The organism is Anabaena sp. CS-542/02, assembly GCF_028331085.1.
Taxonomy (GTDB): Bacteria; Cyanobacteriota; Cyanobacteriia; order Cyanobacteriales; family Nostocaceae; genus Anabaenopsis; species Anabaenopsis arnoldii.
This window is the reverse complement of the sequence record NZ_JAQMTM010000006.1, coordinates 1-19961: the sequence shown is the minus strand read 5'-3', so window position 1 is coordinate 19961 and position 19961 is coordinate 1. Positions and strand designations below refer to the sequence as shown.

The following is a 19961-nucleotide window of genomic DNA, read 5'->3' as shown; positions in this document are numbered from 1 at the left end:
ACATCGGATTATTGCCAAAATATCTGTATTTCTTAAAGCCTTCTGGTAATTAAGTGGACTTCCCAGGATAGATATATGCCAAGCAAACTTTTTGCTGAAAATATACCTCTTGCTCCCTATACAACCTGGAAAATAGGAGGTGCTGCCCAATGGTTGGCAGAACCAAATCTTGAAACAGCACCCAAATTGCTAACCTGGGCTTATGAACAGGAAATACCTATTTATTTTCTTGGTCGTGGCTCTAATGTATTGATTGATGATGCTGGACTACCTGGGTTAGTAATATTAACTCGTAACTCCCTCACTGAGTTGAGACGTGATGGAGACATTATTATTGCTGGGAGTGGTGTATTCTTACCTCAATTGTCTAAATTCGCAGCACGGGAGGGCTTTTCGGGCTTTGAGTTTCTCATTGGTATTCCCGGTACCGTAGGCGGCGCGATCGCTATGAATGCTGGGTTGACTGTTTTTCGTCCCCGTGAGATGACAGCAATTGTGAAAAATTTCGATGTCTTAAATCTGGATGGCACCATTGAAACACTAACAATGGAAGACGTTCATGCTGGTTATCGTCACACCGATTTATTAAATGGAAAGCGCCTAATATTACAAGCTCGTTTTTGCTTACAAGAGGAGGGCGACCCAGATCAGATTCGCCGAAACACGTTTGACCATCTTGCGGAGCGTAAGCGTAAGCAACCGTTAGATAAACCTAGTGCAGGGAGCACTTTTAAGTCACCTCCCGGTAGTAAGGGGGCTGGATGGTATATCCAACAAGCGGGTCTGAAAGGTTTTCAAATTGGTGCTGCGCGTGTGAGTCCCATGCACGCCAATTGGATTGAAAATTTGGGCGGTGCAACAGCCGCAGATATTCGTCAATTAATCACACATATTCAAAAGACTGTTGAAGCTGAAATAGGAATTAATTTAGAAACTGAAGTTGTTTTTCTGAGCTAACTAAATTTATTTTGAATGATCATGTCTACTCTACTAAGCGCTGCTAATGACCAAGGTAATTTATCAATGAATGTATGCGGATCTCAAGTTCCATCTGGAAAAGTTCGGGTGAGCGGGGCTAAGAATGCCGCTACACGCATGATGGCAGCTGCTATGTTGACGGATGAACCTGTCTATCTGCTAAATTTTCCCACTGAATTAGTAGATGTACGTCAAAAAGCCCGATTTATTCAAGCCTTGTCTGGTAAAGTGCACCTTGAAAAAACATCTTCTTCAGCCCGCTTTGATTGCTCTCAACTGAAACCGACGAGTTTAGACGACTATAATTTCCCCATTCGCACCACTTATCTATTAGCTGCTGGTCAATTGTTGCGTCAGGGTAAAGCCTTTATTCCTTATCCAGGAGGCTGTAACCTGGGGAATCGTAAATATGATCTTCATCTCATGGTTTGGCAGGCTTTAGGATGTCGCGTAGAAGAAAAGTTAGATCATATTGAAATTACAGGTCAATTGCGTGGTGCAGATATTCACTTTCCTATTTCGACTATGGGAGGAACCGAAAATGCGTTACTTTGTGCCGCAATTGCTTTTGGAAAAACCCGCATTTACAATGCCTACGTTACGCCAGAGGTGGAAAATCTGATTGACTTATTAACTCTAATGGGAGCAAAAATTACAATCAATGGAACTAGTTTAATAGAGGTAGAAGGGGTAAATTACCTTCGAGGCGCAACTATTCCAGTCATTCCAGACCGCATCGAAGCCTTAACTTGGATCATATTTGCTGCTATTTCTAGGGGGAATATCTTAGTTGAGAATGTACCCTTTCAGTCAATGGAGATTCCACTGCTCCACTTGAGAAAGTCAGGATTAGACTATTTTGCCAGTTCTAACTCTGTTTGGGTTTCAGCAGAGTCAATTCCTGAATATGGGTTACAACCTTTTGAAGTAGCTTGTGGCACCCACCCCGGTATTATTTCAGATATGCAGCCTTTTTATGTACTCCTAGGGTTGCATTCAGTAGGACGTAGCCTTGTAATAGATTATCGATATCCTGAACGAACTGCATATCTTGAACAATTATCTCTATTTTATCCTGGCTGCATTCAGTGGGCACCTGGAAAAATTGTTATCAATGGTAATAGTCAACCTGCGGGAGCCTCGGTAACATCCACTGATCTGCGAGGAAGTATGGCTCTTGTGCTAGCAGGAATTATTGCTAAGGGAGAAAGTCAGATAGATAAAGTTCACATGGCTCTCCGGGGGTATGACCAAATGCAAGAGAAGTTAGCGGCTTTAGGAGTTCAAGTTCATATTAACTCCAAGTAGAGCCTTGCCCAAAATGGGAATGAATTATGAAGTTAAGGATAATCTTTTGGTCATTCAGGGAGGCAATAAACTTCATGGAACTGAAGTAACAGCCCTGGATTTAAGAGCCGGTGCAGCCTTGATGATTGCCGGTTTGGTAGCAGATAGTCCAACTAATATTAGCAATGCATGGCAAATTTATCGAGGTTATGATCAGATGAATAAAAAGCTCTCTCACCTTGGCGTTAGTATTTTCAGTGAGATGCAACCACATTGAAAATAACAATTTAAGAGGCAGAACTTATACCATCACTGCTTCTTATACTCGACTTCTAACTTGTCAAACACAGTCTTAAGTGCGAGCTATATAGTAGGAAGTGATTTATCTTTAATTGAATTGATCAGGAGGCTTATAATGTACGCAATTTATATTGATAGTCCTACTATTAGTGGTGCTGAGAAAAGAGCACTTAAGTTATTTTATGAACTGAATCTTAGGGGGATAGAATGCAAGCTAATTATCTCAAAGAGACTGTTTAATTTATTTTCTGTTGGAGAATACAGACGATATTTAAGTGATGCTGACTGCATAGTAATTGAATCAGATTTCGTGGATAAATTAAGGACATTAAAAAGTTTTTTCTCTCTGAGAAGATATACAGGCTTTAATCGTATAGTAAGAAAAATATACGATCTGAAAGTTAATAAAGTTATCAAAAATATTGATCTTGATGTTTTACATATTTTTCTAGATTTGAGAATAGCTTTTGATGTTAAGAAAAATACAAATATTGGCAAGGTAATATTTGAAATCACCAGTCCAGAATATGTTAGAAAGTTATCATCATATAGACCAAATACCTTGGCAAAAATCGATTACTTTAATGCTGTTAGCGACTCAACCTATATCAAGGCTGTGGATTTTATACCCCGCGATAAAATTAGTCAGGCTCCTATTGCTTTTTTTAACCCAGAGTATAGTATCAGTGAAGATAAACTATGGAATAACAAAGAGAATATTATTATATTTGCTCACAGATTGATTCCCAGAAAAAATGGATGGTTATTTGCAAAAGTTGTCAAACAATTTTTAAAGCATCATTCAAGTTGGAAAGTTAACATTTTTGGCAAAGGTCTACAATCTGATGAAATCAATAACTTACTTGCAGAAGAAATATTATCAGGTCAAGTGATAACTGGTTATCAAACAAAAATTATTCCAGAGCTAGAGCGGAGTAAAATTTTTGTTTCTTTGATAGAACCAGATAATTACCCATCTCAGAGTGTTTTGGAAGCAATGTATACAGGTAATGCACTCCTGCTATCTGACCGTGGTTTTACGAGAGAAAGGTTCTTTGCAGACAATGGTATGCTGTGTGAACTTACTTTGGAAGATGTATTACTCAAGTTAACTAAGTTAGTAAGTAGCGAAACTGATTTAGAACTTTTTGGAAGAAATTCTCGAAGTTTATTAAACAATAAATACAATAAGGGAATATACATAGATTACATATCACAAATGTATAAATCAATTAGTAATGATATATAAAACGTAATGTTAATATGGAAGCAGTGGGAAATGCCATACTTTACATCCTCTGTACCAGTAGTTGTGCATGGCTAATGCTCCCTCACGACTTCCCTTCAGGGAAAACTGGTTACCACTATTTTCGGTAGTATAGAAAAGATGGGAGATGGAAGAAAATCCATTGTTTAGCAAAATCTAAAAATGCTCTCAAATAGTTTGCATCGGATATTGGAGAAGCAAACTTATTTTTAGAGTAAAGGTAGGAAGAGAAAATAAATAATCTTGGGTGTGGGGATCTAAGAAGATGGATGAAAAGACAAAGCATTTAACTGAAAATGTTTCTGGACATGAACCTTTAGTAAGTGTTGTAATGTCTGTTTACAACGGAGAAAAGTATGTTGAGGACGCGATCGAAAGTATTCTAAATCAAACTTATAAAAACTGGGAATTGATTATCATTGATGATGGCTCTTCAGATTCTACAAAACAGGTAGTAAATAGATTTAAGGATGATAGAATAAAGTATTTATACCATCAGAATATGGGTCTTACAAAGTCTCTGAATCGAGGTATAGAAAAATCTGTAGGAAAATACATTGCTAGAATTGATGCTGATGATCGAGCTTTGCCTAGCCGTCTAGAAAAGCAAGTTGTTTTTCTTGAGAGCAACCAAGAATATGTTCTCGTTAGTTCATTTTGTTACTCCATTGATATGTCATGTATGCGCGTCTTGGTGACAAAACCTCCGATAAATGATAGAGACTGTAGAAAAAAACTGAAATCAGGCAGCTCGACTTTTATGCATAGCTCAGTTATGTTCAGAAGGAAAATTGCTGAAGAGATAGTAAAGTACGATGAAAAATTTAAACAAGCACAAGACTACGGACTATGGATAAGTTTAGCATCTAGAGGTAAAATTGCATCTCTGGCTGAACCTCTTTGTTTAGCCTTAAGAAACGATCCATCTTCTATAACGTCAAAACGTAGTCCTTTAAACCATTTTTTCCTTGTACTGAGTTTATCTTGGCTTGCTTTTAGAGAGCTTAACGGCAGTGTTATGGATTTTTTAGGTGCTGTACTAAATGCAATCAAGAAACTCATAATTGCATATATTTTGAAAATTCAAGCGGTTAAATTAGTCAAGCAGCGTTTACGCTCACAACGTTATCAATACATTGCTTTTACTGATATTATTCGTCTATGGAAAAACGATCTTTCTTGTTAAGAGGATGTTGAAGAGTTTAGAAGAAGTGATGTTGATTACGCTAGTTGTTTTAGCAATAAACGAATCATTGCGACATAAATAAAAGCTTCTGTTGTTTGGTGGTAAAATATCATACTCCTTTGATTGTCTGTTGATAATCGCTTCTGAAAACAACACAACAAACATTAATTACTGAGATAGCGCCAGCACTGACTTGTAATTTATCCATTAAATCTATCAGATATCCATTAACTCGTATTTTCATAATATTTACCAAATATGAAATATCAACGATACGGTTTCAAAAAAATAAATAAAGGAATAAATAAAGGGAAAAAACAGAAATTATATGAAATTGCTTTAAATGTAATCCTGTTTTTATACATATATATTCCATCATTTTCATTTTTTGTTCCGGCCACCACAGTTATATTACCTTTAGGAATAATCGGTTTTTCATTTTTGTTTCACAAAAAAGACTTTGTACTTGGCTTAAAAAACAAAACATTATTTCTATTTTCAATGGCTTATGGTGTAATTATTGCATATTCTTTTATATTTGATTTTTTTGGTAATTCTATCGCTTATATGGGAATTGGACAATTATATTCCATTATTTCCCTTAGAGTTTATTTGGAAACTTTTTTAGGTTCAGTTGCCATCTACCTAATGTTTAAGTCTTTATCGAGAAATGCTCCTGAGGATTTGATTAAGTCATTATTTTTGATTACTTTCGTACAGTTTATATTTTGCTTATTAATGTTAACCAGCGGAGAAATAAGAGATTACATTAGTTTGAGTTTGCTTAGACCTGATGAAAAGATAGCACTAGATGGTGAGCTAACCTCACTCGCTCAAAGACGTGGTTATGGGCTAGCTTCGGGGCATTTATTTTCATATCCATTGTTCAACGGACTAGTTTGTTGTTCTGCACTTTGGTTCTTTCTTAAGAAAAGAAATGTGTATTACTTAATTCTTAGTTTTATGGCGGTGGTTCCAATTTTAATCAATGCAAGAATTGGGCTGATCAGCATGCCAGTTTTTTTGATATCTCTCATTTTAGAAAAAAGACTGGTTGTAAATTTTGTGAAATGGCTGTTAAAAAACTGTGCATTCGTATTTATGGTATTATTAATTGGATTAAGTTCCATACAACTATATAATTTTATCCCCGAGAAAACTCTACTTTGGGTAGAAGAGGCAATATTTGGAATTATCGACGCAATAACATATGGCAATATTGAATATTCTTCGACATTAAATGATCTATTAACTAGTCATATTCACATCCCTGATAATCTAATATCTTTTTTGATTGGGGACGGCATGTATCTATTCCTAAACCCTACATCTCCTATAAGTAGTGACGTTGGTTATGTAAGACTAATTTTTTTTGGTGGATTAATCCTATCGGTTTTTCTATACATTATTTTTATATTTCTTTTCGGTATTGCTGTGAACAAAGCTAAAACAAATATTGTCAGATTAACCTTAGTATGCGGGTCTTTAATGATTTTTATAGCTAATTTTAAGGGGTTAGTTTTCCACAATCATAATTCTATATTAAGAGCTATGGTTCTCCTATGTGTTTTTGTTATCCTGGATTTCACTAACAAGAGTGTAAAACCCATATTACCCAAAATTGGGAGGGAATAATATTTAAACCAAGAAATGTCGGTTCTTGCATAGATTTTATGGTAATCGAGGATTGATAACAACAAAACCCTTACGGGGTAATGGTTATAAACAGTTATGCCCAATATTTTCAATGAAATGCCGACACAATAAGGCTTTCAATGATTTTTAACTGGTTTCTCCATAAAAAGTACCGAAGAACCGAAATGTCCAATGCTGTTACAAAAATTTATATTTTCAGATATAATCTTGTCAGTCTGGAGATTATCAGTATTATGCTGAAGCGACTTGCTTAATTTTTAAATACCTAAAACTTTTCAAACACCCTCTGAAAGACTACCCCAAACTTCTGAGTCTTTTATCTATATTGCAATGATTGGTGTCATGCTACGACGACTGGCTTAATTATTTACTAAATTTGACTTTTCAAACATCCTCTTACAAAGAAATTTCGTTCTTCTATGCAGAAAAATCATAAAATATTAATTATTGGTTGGTTTAAGTTCCCATTTGGAAGTGCTGCTGCATCAAGAATAAGGACTTTGGCTAAGGGATTGAACGAAAACGGTTTTGAAGTGCTTGTTGTAACAACTGCGCGTATACCTTTGCGGAATGAAGATTGCACAAATACGGGTGAACTATCTTGGCAAAATATCAAATACGAAACTGAAAACTGTTACGAGAATGATGGTAGAAAATTATCGCTTATCCAACGCATTTGGAACTACTTGCAAGCTATTTACAAAAGCTGGGTCAGGGTTTATGAACTAATACACACTGCTGAAGCTGACAGCATCATAATTTATGGCAGAAGTGTAATATCTTATTTACCTGTGGTCATGCTGGCACGTTTTTATGGTGTTCCACTATTCTACGATATGGTGGAGTGGTTCCCCCCTAGCCGATTTAAAAGCTGGCTGATTAATCCCATGTTTTATGACGATTGGTTAGGACGTCATTTACCGCTTTTGGGTTCTCAAGGTGTAATTGCCATCACCCATTATATTTCAGAAAAGTACATTCGTCACCAAATTCCTTGCTTGATTCTTCCTAGTATTTTTGATTATTCTCTCAGTCAGCAACTAAAACCCCCAGATACAGAAATTAAAGATAAACAGTTTGTTGTACTTTATGCAGGCACTTGTAAATTTGGTGATGGATTTGAAAACTTACTAGATGCAGTCAAAATAGCCTTTTCCAAAGGGTGTCCTATTCGTTTGGACGTTTTGGGCACAGATGGTTTATCTGGACCTGCGGCAAAACAACGCCAGATTTGCGAACAAGATGAAATTTTACGTTTTCGTGTACGTTTCTTGGGGAGAGTAAGTGATGAAAATTACCTTTCTACACTTTGTTCTGCCAATTGCTTAGTGTTACCTCGTCCTGATTGCCAAACTGTTAAGGCTGCATTTCCCACTAGACTACCTGAGTTTCTTTCAACAGGGCGTCCAGTGTTAACTACCAATGTTCCAGATGTTACCCGATATTTGGATGCCGGAATCCATGCAGAGATTGTATCAGGAGACACATCAAATGCTTTAGCCGATGGAATTATAAGATTATGGCAATATCCGGAGCGTGCATTACAGATTGGGATTGCAGGTCAAAGGCGAGGTCGTGAAGTATTTAATTACCATCACCATATGACAAACTTATCTGAATTTATTCTCAACACTAAATTCAGAAGAAAACAAATCCCCTAGTCTTTAACTCAGACTCCCAAACATTCAAAATATGGTTGTTAAAGTTATTCACAAGCTGAGGGTGCGACAAAAAAGTAGGTTTGACACTACCTTTCACATGAATAGTGTCAATTATGATTAAACTTACTCTCATCATCACCGGACTCAACACTGGTGGTGCAGAAATGATGCTGCTCAAACTTCTAGAGCGGTTATCACCAGAATTTACCCCTCAAGTCATATCCCTAACTGATATTGGTGCGATCGGTGAACGCATTCAGTCCTTGGGTATTCCCGTCACAGGCTTGGGTATGAGTCGCACAATTCCCAATCCCTTGGCTTTACTCAAGCTAGTCAAGTTATTAAAACACAGTCAACCTGATATAGTTCATACCTGGATGTATCATGCTGACTTACTGGGGGGATTGGCCGCTCCTATGGCTGGAGTGTCAAAGGTAATTTGGAATATTCGCCATAGTGACCTATCCAAAGAAAAGAATAAAGCCACTACTCGCTTGGTTGCAGGATTATGTGCGCGACTATCCCCAATTATTCCCCATCGCATTCAGTGCTGTTCTGCTATAGCGAAGGATATTCATACATCACTTGGTTATGCTCCAGATAAATTCATAGTCACACCCAACGGCTTTGATCTAGAAAGATTTCACCCCAACCCAAACTTTCGTGAATCTGTACGACAAGAGTTAGGAATTGCAGCCGATACACCTTTGGTGGGTGTGATTGCTCGCTTTGACCCCCAGAAGAATCATACAGGCTTTTTTGCAGCTGCTGGCTATCTACATCAAAAAAGACCAGATGCCCATTTCTTGCTGGCGGGAAGTGGTATTGATACTGATAATTCTGTACTGATGCAAGCCATGGACAAGGCTCAAGTCAGCCATGTCACCCATTTGTTAGGTCTGCGTCAAGACATTCCCCGGCTCATGGCTTCCCTAGATGTTTTAGTTTCCCCTTCTTCCTATGGCGAAGGCTTTCCCAATGTTTTAGGTGAAGCCATGGGGTGTGGTGTTCCTTGTGTGGTCACCGATGTGGGGGACTCAGCCTATATTGTTGGGGACACAGGTAAAGTTGTTGCTCCTGATGACATGATCGGTTTAGCTGAGGCTCTCGACTCCTTACTCAGTCTCCCAAGTTCCCCGCGTCTCACCCTGGGGGAACAAGCTCGCCATCGGATTCAGGAAAACTTTGAAATTAATCATGTGGTAAGCCTTTATGAGTCACTGTATCAAGAACTTTACACAGTAAAATTTAATAGCCAACATAAATACTAACCCCTGATATTGTTCCCTTCGACTTCGCTCAGGGAACATACAGCAGTGAGATGATTCCACAACCCAAACCCGGTGGTCGCCAGCGTGAAGTCGATATGTGGTCTGTATTGATTTCGGTGGTTGAGCGAAGTCGAAACCACGATCCCCCGAATCATCTCTAAAATCTCTTGGGGTTATCTTCACCTCACTTCCTCCCCCTGATATTGTTCCCTTCGACTTCGCTCAGGGAACATTAGGAATCAATTTTAAAGTGCTAAAATATGGCTATGAAAAGAGCTAAGTTATAAATCATCCTCAGCTATGGAAGAACTCCTAGAATTAAAAGGTTTGTTGCTTCAAGGTGATATTTCCGGAGCATTAGCCATGGTGGAAGACTTAGAAGAAATGAGTCGGGATGACAAAATTAATAATATTCGTAGTTACACAGTTATACTGCTACTGCACTTAATTAAGCAACAGGCGGAAAAGCGTACCACGCGCTCCTGGGATGTTTCTATTCGCAATAGTGTCAGAGAAATTAGGGAGAAAAATAAGCGGCGCAAAGCAGGGGGATATTATTTAAACCCAGAAGATTTACTTCAAATCCTAGAGGTTGCTTACCCCATGGCTATTGATCAAGCCTCTCTGCAAGTAGAAGGGGGACGTTACGAAACCGAAGAGTTAGAAAACTTGGTGAATCAACAGGAAATTATCAATCAAGCTCTGGCTTTGATTGACCCCACAGCCAACAGCAACACCTGAATAGTTTTCACCAACTACGCTATAATACCCAAGTATAAACTAATTGAGAGATATACAGTAGATAAGCTAGATGACCCTAACCTATGGAAGAACTCTTAGAATTAAAAGGTTTGTTGCTTCAAGGTGATATTTCTGGGGCATTAGCCATTGTTGAAGACTTAGAAGAAATGAGCAGAGACGACAAAATCAATAATATTTGTAGTCATGGGAAAATTCTGCTCCTGCATCTAATTAAACAACAGGCTGAAAATAGGACTACACGTTCTTGGCATGTTTCTATTCGTAACTCGGCTATGGAGATTCAAAGGAAAAATAAACGGCGCAAAGCAGGAGGGTATTATCTGCAACCTCCAGAACTGCGCCTCTGTCTGGAAGATAGCTATGAACAAGCCCTCAATGCTGCATCCTTGGAAGTAGCAGAGGGGATTTACGATATAGAAACATTAGAGAAAATGGTCGATCGCCAGGAGATTATTGATCTGGGATTAGCTCTGATTTTAGCTGAAAAGTAATGGTGATTGTGAAACGGTTGCAATGTAAACTAAGTGCCATGATGTAAATACAAATATACTGCGTGTCAAAATTTATTAATACAATGGAAGGCGATCGCACAAGTACTTTACTAAGAAATTTCAGAGGGCGATCGCTTGTCTTCCAACAACTCTTATTTTGATACACTAATCATAACTTACTAAACATCCTCTTAAAATAGGAATAGCTGAAGCCAACCGCAGGATAAGGAAGCTGGTAGAATGGAAACCAAATTACCACAGGTGTCTCCCACCTTATATGACACTGATTACCATCTCTGGGTACTGGAAACTGTGAAACAACTGGAGAATCATGACTTTAACTCCGTTGACTGGAATAACTTAATTGATGAGGTTTGGGATTTGAGTAGACGGGAGAAAAGACGCATGGAAAGTTTACTCACCCTGTTAATAGAGCACCTGTTAAAAAGCACTTACTGGGAGTCGGAAAAACCGAGAAATTTAGCGCATTGGCAAGCCGAGATCACTAACTTTCGTAAACAGATCAAAAGAGAATTAAAAGCGAGTCCCAGCCTCAATACATATCTAAAAGAGATATTTATAGAATGTTATCAAGACGCAAGGGAAATTGCTTCCAGGCGATCGCAATTACCCCTAAGTACTTTCCCAGTCGAACCTATTACTAACCTGGAGGCAATTCTAAATGAGAATTGGTTTCCTTAGAGGATGTTTTTAAATTCACAATTAGTGAACCAGATATTCTTTCACCCATCCCTAACCCTTGCTAAGGAGAGGGAACTGGATTTTCAGGTTTCCCCCCTTGGAAATCGGGGACTAAGGGGGGTAGAAATGTAATGTAATGACAATTACAGATGAAAACTTACCAAACAACATCTTAACTAAGAGTGTTAGGCATCACGACAAAACACCCTAATGTCTAGAATAGGATAAATTTATTTCCTTAATCTGTAATATTGACTGGGAAGTTAAAAAAAATGAAAATCTTAGTTACAGGTGCTGCAGGCTTTATTGGCTTCCACCTGAGCCAGCGATTATTGAACCGCGGTGAGGAAGTTGTAGGACTCGATAACCTAAATAACTACTATGACGTTTCCCTCAAACAAGCTCGCCTGGCTCAACTGCAATCAGAGCAGCTATTCACCTTTACTCAACTGGACTTAGCGGATCAAGAGGGAATCAACAACCTATTTACAACACATCAATTTGATGTAGTTGTCAACCTCGCAGCCCAAGCTGGGGTGAGGTATTCTCTCCAAAATCCCCACGCCTATATTAACAGTAATATTCTGGGATTCACCAACATCTTAGAAGGTTGTCGTCACTCGCAAGTCAAACATTTAGTATTTGCCTCCTCCAGTTCTGTCTATGGAGCCAACACTAAAACCCCCTTTTCCATCCATGATAATGTAGACCATCCCATTAGTTTATATGCTGGTAGTAAAAAAGCTAACGAGCTAATGGCACATACTTACAGCCACCTCTACGGCTTACCCACCACGGGACTACGCTTTTTTACCGTTTATGGTCCTTGGGGAAGACCGGACATGGCCTACTTTTTATTTACCAAAGCCATTTTATCAGGTCAACCCATTGATGTATTCAATTATGGTAAAATGAAACGTGATTTTACTTACATTGATGATATTATCGAAGGGGTGGTAAGAGTTATCGATACTATTCCCCAAGGTAATCCTCATTGGTCGGGGGATAAACCTGACCCTGGTACTAGTAAAGCACCCTATAAAATTTATAACATTGGGAATAATAATCCAGTGGAGTTGTTACATTTCATTGAGGTGATAGAAGACTGCTTGGGGATGAAGGCGCAAAAGAATATGTTGCCTTTGCAACCCGGAGATGTGACCATGACCTATGCTGATGTTGATGATTTAATTGCAGATGTGGGCTTTAAACCTGCTACTCCCATTGAGGTGGGTATCAGGCGTTTTATAGATTGGTATAGGAATTATTACCAGGTGTAAATTAAATTTAAGTGTGAAAACACAATCTTAGTTAATAGGTCAAGGTCAAATATCCCCGACTTCTATCAGCACTTGTGAGCAGATAACAAGATTGTGTTCAGAAGTCGGGGATATAACTTCAAACTTGAATCATAAGAAACATCCAATAATGCTTTATTTGATGGAATTTTAAGATTATGGCAAAACCCTGCTCGTGCATTACAGATTGGGATTGCAAGTCAAAAACGAGGTCGTGAAGTATATGAAAACGCCAATAATTCTCTATGCAGTTTCTACCCTACGTCGTTCTGGTCCGACACAACAACTGCTATATATAATAAAGCATATTAATCTAAGGAAATTCCAGCCTTATCTTCTAACTCTTTCTCAAGAGCCAGAAGATTCCATGAATAGGGCTTTCCAGGAATTAGATATTCCTGGGAAAAGTCTTGGCTTGTCTAGATTAATGACTTTTGTACGGGGGAAAAAATGCTTTCTGAAAGCCATTCAAGACATAAATCCAGCAATACTACATACCCAAGGTATTCGTGCAGATGCAATAGCATTACACTTGAGAGATAAATTACCAATAGTCACTACAGCACGTAATAATCCCTATGCTGATTACCCAAGGAAATTTGGCAACCTTCGGGGTAACCTGATGGCCCGAAGTCATGTTAGTACGCTACGTCGCTTACCGAATGTAGTTGGGTGTGGAAGCAGTATTTCGGAGGAACTAAAAAAATATAATATATTCAGCCATTTTATTGCCAATGGAGTAGATACAGATAGGTTTGCTCCTGTTACTTCCAGCCAAGAACGCAGTTATTTACGGGAGACTTTGGGATTGTCTTTATTATCGACTGTATTTGTTGTAGTTGGTTCTCTCATACCCCGTAAAGATCCTCTCTTAATTATTGATGCTTTTTCCAGAGCAAAACTAGAAAACGCAGTTCTGGTTATTTTAGGTGGGGGTTATCTGGAACAAGCTTGTAAAGAAGCATTAGAAAAATTACCATCGTCATTGAATATTCGTCTTCTTGGTCAAATTTCTGATGTTCGCCCTTGGCTTTGTTGTGCAGATGCTCTAATTTCTGCGTCGTGGGCTGAGGGTCTACCAAACTCAGTTCTTGAGGCTATGTCTTGTGGATTGCATGTTATCCTCTCGGATATTCCCCCTCATCGTGAAATCATAGAAAAGACATCTTCCAAAGTGGGCAATTTATTTCCTCCAGGTAATGCTGAAATGTTAGCAATGGCTTTGAAATCTTGGTCAATTTCCTGCGATAACTCGTTCTCGCCTCGTCAACTAATACTTCAGCACTTCAGTGTTCAAGTGATGGCAAATGCCTATCAGTCTCTCTACGAGAAAATGTTAGAAGCTGAAAAAAAGGAGCATTAAGTGAACAATCGCTATAGCAAAACTGAACGTTATCTTGGTAAATTCTTAGATGCCTCTCCTAAAATCCGCTCATTTCTCAAATATTCATACCTAAAACTTAACTATTTCCTTTACAAGGAAGCCCGATTTGAATTTGCTCTTCATCCTGATGTTTTGTTGCAAGATGTATCTCAAGTTGAACTCAAGAATAAATCCTCTAATCCTCTAGGGCATGAGTTTTTTGGGTACTACGATAAGTCACCTTGGTCTAAGGATATGAAAGATATGCTCGTCCATCAATGGGATGGGGGAGCAGGTATTTCAGTAGTATTGTACTCCCTGTGTATTGAGTCTCAAGTGGTTGGCCATACTGAAGCTTGGAACTTTCAACAGGGTGCAATGGCTCAATGGTGCCCGCAAAATAGCCCAGGGAAGATTGTTTTCAATGCAATTAGCCATCAAAATCTTGTTTCTGTGTGGGTTGATTCCCGAGGAAACAGCCAAGAAATTCCTTGGCCTGTACAAGTAGTTCATCCCCAAGGTCATAAAGCATTGACATTAAATTACAGACGACTGGATAGATTACGCCCTGACTATGGTTATAAAATCCCAGTACAAAACTTTTCTCCCAATCAACCTCTTGATAAAGATGGTATCTGGGAAATTGACCTGGAAAAAGGACACGCAGAACTGATCATATCTTTAAGTCAACTTACCAATCATCAACCACGTCCGGAGATGGCTGATGCTGAACATAAAGTAAATCATATTCTTTATTCACCCCTAGGCAATCGTTTTGTATTTATGCATCGTTGGTTAGGTAAAGCAGGTAAGTTCTCACGCCTTTACGTTACTAACTCGCATCAGTTTTCTCCACAACTTTTATTAGATCATCGGATGGTGTCCCATTATTCCTGGGAAGACGAAGACCATTTATTGGTTTGGGCAAGACACCCTTGGGAGGGAGATAGATACTATCGAATTAATGTAATTACGGGCAATCTAGAAGTTATTGGCAAAGATATTTTAGATGTTTTGGGTGATGGGCATCCTTCATTTTCACCAGACCGCCGCTGGATTATCACAGACAGTTATCCAGATCGCCGCAGACAAAGACATCTACTACTTTTTGATCGGCATAATAATTGTGTCTTCTGCGTTGGTCGTTTTTTTGCTCCCTGGCGCTTTGATGGGGAAAAAAGAACCGACCTACATCCCCGTTGGAGCCACGATGGTCAAAATATTTCTATTGATTCATCTCATACAGGGATTAGGCGTAGTTACATCTTGGATATTAGCAACCTGATTAACCAGGAGTTTCTGTAGAGATTTATCAAACCCATTATCATATGCATAATAACTCCTTGAATGCCACCGTTTTAATGGCAGTTTATAATGATGAAATTTTTCTGGAGCAATCTCTAGAAAGCATTCTTCAGCAGCTTACAGAGGACATGGAACTACTGATCATAGATGATCATTCCTCAGACCGCTCATGGAAAATTCTCCAAGAGATGGAACGCCAAGACTCCCGAGTACGTCTGATTAGAAATGCTCAAAATCAAGGACTTGGTTACTGTCTGTCCATCGGCACAGAAAAAGCCAGAGGCAAATATGTTATTCGGATAGATTCTGATGATGTTTGTCTACCAGATAGATTTGCCAAGCAAATCCGCTTTCTGGATCAAAACCCTGATGTTGATATTGTCGGGGGGGCTGCGATTGAAATTAATGAGCATGGTGAAACAGGGCTAATCCGAAAAATGCCATATAGTCATGAGCAAATCAAGTCTGCAATTTGGGCGTGCCCCCTGATTCATCCCACAATTGCCTTTCGGCGGCAAGAAATCTTGCGTTCTGGAAACTATGATCCTGAAATTCGGCGTCGCCAAGATTATGATTTGTGGTTTCGTTGTCTCAAAGCAGGTTTACGCTTTGCAAATCTCCCAGATGCCTTAATATACTATCGCTTTACTGCCAAAAGTCAGCAGAAACACCGCCTGAGTCAAGCAATAGATCAAGCGAAAATTGGTTGGCGCGGTTGCCGAATGTTAAAATTGCCTTGGTGGCAATACTTAGCCGTTATGGTGCCAATCTTAAGAGCAATTTTCCCCCCCAGCCTCAGCCATCTAATTTATCGTTGGCTAGCCCCGTTTGACCCCAGGAAAAAATATTCATGAATTCATCACCCTATCCCCAAAAACCCCTATTACTTACAGGGGCAACAGGCTTTATTGGTAGATACCTTTATCAAGAAGCTAAAGCTGCTGGTTGGCCAATTTGTGCCGCATTGCGCCAAAACCATGCCCTAGATATTCAAAAGCAGATTGTTGTGGGCAATCTTACGCCCCAGACAAATTGGTCACAAGCCATCAAGGGTATCGATTACGTTATTCACCTAGCAGCAAGGGTTCATGTCATGAAAGACAAAGCCTCAAATCCGCTCAAAGAATTTCGTGAGATTAATGTATATGGTACTCTCAACCTAGCTCGACAAGCCGCCCAACATGGTGTTAAACGCTTTATTTACCTAAGTTCCATCAAAGTTAACGGTGAAAAAACCACTCCTGGTCGTCCCTTCACCGCAGACGACACCTCCGCCCCCCAAGACCCCTACGGTATTTCCAAAGCTGAAGCCGAAATCCAACTCAGGCAACTGGCCGCAGAAACTGGACTAGAAGTAGTCATCATCCGTCCCCCCCTAGTATATGGTCCGGGTGTCAAAGCTAACTTCCTCTCTATGATGAGATGGTTAGACAAAGGCTTTCCTTTACCTTTAGGTGCTATCCATAACCGTCGTAGTTTAGTAGCACTGCCCAACCTAGTGGACTTAATCATTACCTGTCTCACCCATCCCGCCGCAGCCAACCAAACATTCTTAGTCAGTGATAACGAAGACCTCTCTACCACTGACTTACTCAGACGGATGTCTAATGCACTAGGAAAACCCGCCTGGTTACTCCCCATCCCTGTCCAGTGGCTGGAATTTACAGCATCCCTCCTAGGTAAAAAAGCTGTAGCCCAACGCCTCTGTAGCTCGCTCCAGCTAGACATCCACAAAACCCAAACTCTTCTCAACTGGACACCACCCATCAGCGTTGATGAGGCACTGCAATACACAGCCCGTCACTTTCGTCAAGTCTAAATATCCCTGACTTCTATCAATACTTGTGATCAGATGAGAAAATTATCAGCATAAGTCGGGGATCTGACTAGTTGCAATTACAGATTATAGTAGCAAATATTAATCATTAATTTTATACAAAGAGTTATAAATTACACCCCATGCATCTACTTGCTTTAACTTAGACATCTAAAATCTCATACCAATTTGATACCAAGTGATTTACCTCATATTCATTCCCCTGAGCTTCCTGCTTAGTTGTCTGTTGGTCTATCTGATCAAAAATCAACTTAGCGCCCATCTCATAGATATTCCCAATGAGCGCAGTTCCCACACTCAACCTACCCCCAGAGGGGGAGGACTGGGTTTTGTAGCCTCCTTTTTCATTACCAGTTGGTGCTTTTACTGGCTATTTACCCCCAATACCGTCAGTACAGCCCACATCAATGTCAGCCACATCTGGTTAGTGCTTCTACCTCTGACAGTGGTTGGCTTGCTGGATGACCGTTGGCAAATCCCAGCTAGACTGAGATACTTAGTGCAGATAGTTGCAGCCAGTATTGCCATATCTTTCTTTGGGATCTTTCCCCAACCCTGGTTAACTAACCTCGGTGCGGTTGGTATTACAGTCGCTATCCTCCTCACCATCCTGGGTATGACCGCCCTGATTAACTTCTACAACTTCATGGATGGTTTAGATGGTCTAGTAGGGGGGATAACCATGATTCAACTGAGTTTGATAGCAGTGATGGGAAATCAACCTCTGTGGGTGCTGCTAATCGCTGCTCTAGCGGGATTTCTGTACTGGAACTGGTCACCCGCCAAGATATTTATGGGAGATGTAGGGAGTACTGTCTTAGGGGCTACAGTAGCCATAGCCCTATTGAATTATTCCCATGATGGCTCTGCTGTGCCAGCATGGTCGGCCTTAACCATCACCCTACCCATCGCTGGAGACGCTATTTATACCTTAATTTGCCGGTTAAGGCGCCGGGAAAACATTTTTAAAGCCCATCGCACTCACCTATATCAACGTTTACACCAAGCCGGATGGAATCACTCCCAGGTAGCCATTAGCTATATGATATTTACCAGTGCCATAGGCTTGAACATTTATCTGTTAGGTAGCGTTGGAGCCTGGATAAACTTACTCATAACAATAGCCGCGATCGCCTTTCTGGAAACGTATTTAAAGCAACTTACCACGTATTCCCGTGAGAAAGTTTTGACAAAAGACGGAAAAGATGATATATGATGCAAGTAAATAACTCCGTGACCAACTAAGCTTCTGTACCTGTGCGCCTTTAACACTACCCTGGGTGCGATCGCTGCTCTCAAAGAAGATGAAAACAGACAAGCTATTTTACCGTATATTCCTAACTCAACCAGGTATCCTTGCCGAACTTATACCGGGAATCCCGCCAGACTGTGAGTTTGAATACTGCGCCCCAGTGATTAAAGAACAGGAATTTCGCCACGATGGGGTATTAACTCCCATTGGGGATGACCTCAACCTACCCATAGTATTTCTGGAAGCCCAAATGCAACCGGATAAGGGTTTTTATGGGCGCTACTTTGCAGAAGTCTAGTTGTACCTGAAACAATACAACATCAGCGGACCATGGCGGGGACTAATCATCCTCAAATCCCGTAGTCATGAACTGGGGTCAGAAATACCTTATGGAGATTTAGAGAAAAAAGTACAGAGACTTTACCTGGAAGACTTGCTATCAGAAACAGACCTAAGTCCTAACCTAGGAATATTACAGTTAATTGTTCTCCCTCAAAACCGGGTGGGTGAAGCAGCCCAAAAACTACTGCAAAATGTAGAGAACAAAACCCAATTCACACAAAGACTAGACTTGATAGAGGCTATACTAGTAAGCAAATTCCCCCAAATCAGTCCAGAGGAAATATTAAAGATGTTAGACCTGAAAACAGCAGATATTACCCAGACAAGATTCTATCGGGATGTGTTTCAACTAGGAGCTAAGGAGGGTAAAGCCGAAGGTAGACAAGAAGGTGAAGCCCAGTTAATTATCCGTCAGGTTAATCGTCGCTGTGGGGTATTGTCACCCAACCAAGAAGCTCAAATCCGTTCCCTAGACCTGAATCAACTGGAGTCCCTGGGGGAAGCCCTCCTAGATTTTACTACCATTGCTGACCTAGAAGCTTGGTTAAATGGTACACATCAGGAAAAATAGGAATATTAGTGTTAAATACACTGGTGATGGTGCGATCGCCTATTTATACTAGTTAGGGTGCGATCGCGGCTCTCAAAAAAGATGAAAACAGATAAGCTATTTTACCGTATATTCCTAACTCAACCAGGTATCCTTGCCGAACTGATACCGGGAATCCCTCCAGACTGTGAGTTTGAATACTCCGCCCCAGTAATCAAAGAACAAGAATTTCGCCACGATGGGGTATTAACTCCCATAGGGGACGACCCCAACCTACCCATAGTATTTCTGGAAGCTCAAATGCAACCAGATAAAGGTTTTTATGGGCGCTACTTTGCAGAAGTTTGCTTATACCTCAAACAATATAACATCAGCAGACCATGCCGAGGACTAATCATCCTCAAATCCCGTGGTCATCAACTGGGGTCAGAAATACCTTATCGATCAATCTTA

The 19961-nt window shown here is 39.9% G+C and carries 20 protein-coding genes and 1 pseudogene; all 21 read left to right on the top strand.

Annotated elements, in window-relative coordinates:
- Nucleotides 1-75 precede the first annotated feature (75 nt).
- On the top strand, nucleotides 76-957 hold the full coding sequence (murB, locus tag PN447_RS00435) for a UDP-N-acetylmuramate dehydrogenase (RefSeq protein WP_271760009.1): 882 nt from the start codon (nucleotides 76-78) through the stop codon (nucleotides 955-957).
- Between the two features lie 21 nt (nucleotides 958-978).
- On the top strand, nucleotides 979-2286 hold the full coding sequence (locus tag PN447_RS00430) for a UDP-N-acetylglucosamine 1-carboxyvinyltransferase (RefSeq protein ID WP_271760008.1): 1308 nt from the start codon (nucleotides 979-981) through the stop codon (nucleotides 2284-2286).
- A gap of 4 nt (nucleotides 2287-2290) precedes the next feature.
- Nucleotides 2291-2542 carry a hypothetical protein gene (locus tag PN447_RS00425; RefSeq protein WP_271760007.1) on the top strand — a complete coding sequence of 84 codons (252 nt, stop codon included), beginning with the start codon at nucleotides 2291-2293 and terminating at the stop codon, nucleotides 2540-2542.
- A gap of 138 nt (nucleotides 2543-2680) precedes the next feature.
- A complete protein-coding gene (locus PN447_RS00420) occupies nucleotides 2681-3814 on the top strand; it encodes a glycosyltransferase (protein ID WP_271760006.1) in 1134 nt (377 codons plus the stop codon).
- Nucleotides 3811-3942, top strand: a complete 132-nt coding sequence (locus PN447_RS18655) for a transposase (protein ID WP_442867061.1) — start codon at nucleotides 3811-3813, stop codon at nucleotides 3940-3942. The genes PN447_RS00420 and PN447_RS18655 overlap by 4 nt, the downstream gene beginning before the upstream one ends.
- 155 nt (nucleotides 3943-4097) lie before the next feature.
- On the top strand, nucleotides 4098-5018 hold the full coding sequence (locus PN447_RS00415) for a glycosyltransferase family 2 protein (protein WP_271760005.1): 921 nt from the start codon (nucleotides 4098-4100) through the stop codon (nucleotides 5016-5018).
- Nucleotides 5019-5276: 258 nt separating this feature from the next.
- A complete protein-coding gene (locus tag PN447_RS00410; protein ID WP_271760004.1) occupies nucleotides 5277-6653 on the top strand; it encodes a hypothetical protein in 1377 nt (458 codons plus the stop codon).
- Nucleotides 6654-7093: 440 nt separating this feature from the next.
- Nucleotides 7094-8335, top strand: a complete 1242-nt coding sequence (locus PN447_RS00405; protein ID WP_271760003.1) for a glycosyltransferase — start codon at nucleotides 7094-7096, stop codon at nucleotides 8333-8335.
- 113 nt (nucleotides 8336-8448) lie between these two features.
- Complete coding sequence (locus PN447_RS00400; protein ID WP_271760002.1) at nucleotides 8449-9606, top strand: glycosyltransferase; 1158 nt, start codon at nucleotides 8449-8451, stop codon at nucleotides 9604-9606.
- 300 nt (nucleotides 9607-9906) lie between these two features.
- Complete coding sequence (locus PN447_RS00395) at nucleotides 9907-10347, top strand: DUF29 family protein (protein WP_271760001.1); 441 nt, start codon at nucleotides 9907-9909, stop codon at nucleotides 10345-10347.
- Nucleotides 10348-10430: 83 nt separating this feature from the next.
- Nucleotides 10431-10859 carry a DUF29 family protein gene (locus PN447_RS00390; protein ID WP_271760000.1) on the top strand — a complete coding sequence of 143 codons (429 nt, stop codon included), beginning with the start codon at nucleotides 10431-10433 and terminating at the stop codon, nucleotides 10857-10859.
- 240 nt (nucleotides 10860-11099) lie between these two features.
- The gene (locus PN447_RS00385; RefSeq protein ID WP_271759999.1) at nucleotides 11100-11561 is read left to right on the top strand and encodes a DUF29 domain-containing protein; all 462 of its coding nucleotides are present in this window, start codon (nucleotides 11100-11102) and stop codon (nucleotides 11559-11561) included.
- 272 nt (nucleotides 11562-11833) lie between these two features.
- Nucleotides 11834-12841: an NAD-dependent epimerase gene (locus tag PN447_RS00380; protein ID WP_271759998.1), complete on the top strand. Its 1008-nt coding sequence runs from the start codon at nucleotides 11834-11836 to the stop codon at nucleotides 12839-12841.
- Between the two features lie 241 nt (nucleotides 12842-13082).
- Complete coding sequence (locus PN447_RS00375; RefSeq protein WP_271759997.1) at nucleotides 13083-14222, top strand: glycosyltransferase; 1140 nt, start codon at nucleotides 13083-13085, stop codon at nucleotides 14220-14222.
- Complete coding sequence (locus PN447_RS00370) at nucleotides 14223-15527, top strand: hypothetical protein (protein ID WP_271759996.1); 1305 nt, start codon at nucleotides 14223-14225, stop codon at nucleotides 15525-15527.
- Nucleotides 15528-15550: 23 nt separating this feature from the next.
- Complete coding sequence (locus PN447_RS00365) at nucleotides 15551-16381, top strand: glycosyltransferase (protein WP_271759995.1); 831 nt, start codon at nucleotides 15551-15553, stop codon at nucleotides 16379-16381.
- Entirely contained in the window at nucleotides 16378-17346 is a 969-nt protein-coding gene (locus PN447_RS00360; protein ID WP_271759994.1) for a UDP-glucose 4-epimerase family protein, read from the top strand. Before PN447_RS00365 ends, PN447_RS00360 begins: the two co-directional genes overlap by 4 nt.
- Nucleotides 17347-17590: 244 nt before the next feature.
- The gene (locus tag PN447_RS00355) at nucleotides 17591-18580 is read left to right on the top strand and encodes an MraY family glycosyltransferase (RefSeq protein ID WP_271759993.1); all 990 of its coding nucleotides are present in this window, start codon (nucleotides 17591-17593) and stop codon (nucleotides 18578-18580) included.
- An 88-nt stretch (nucleotides 18581-18668) separates the two neighbouring features.
- Nucleotides 18669-19241: pseudogene (locus PN447_RS00350) on the top strand (Rpn family recombination-promoting nuclease/putative transposase); the annotation flags it as partial.
- A gap of 6 nt (nucleotides 19242-19247) precedes the next feature.
- Nucleotides 19248-19529, top strand: a complete 282-nt coding sequence (locus PN447_RS18650) for a DUF4351 domain-containing protein (protein ID WP_271760022.1) — start codon at nucleotides 19248-19250, stop codon at nucleotides 19527-19529.
- A gap of 81 nt (nucleotides 19530-19610) precedes the next feature.
- On the top strand, nucleotides 19611-19961 hold a 351-nt coding region (locus tag PN447_RS00340), incomplete at its 3' end, for a DUF2887 domain-containing protein (RefSeq protein ID WP_271759992.1).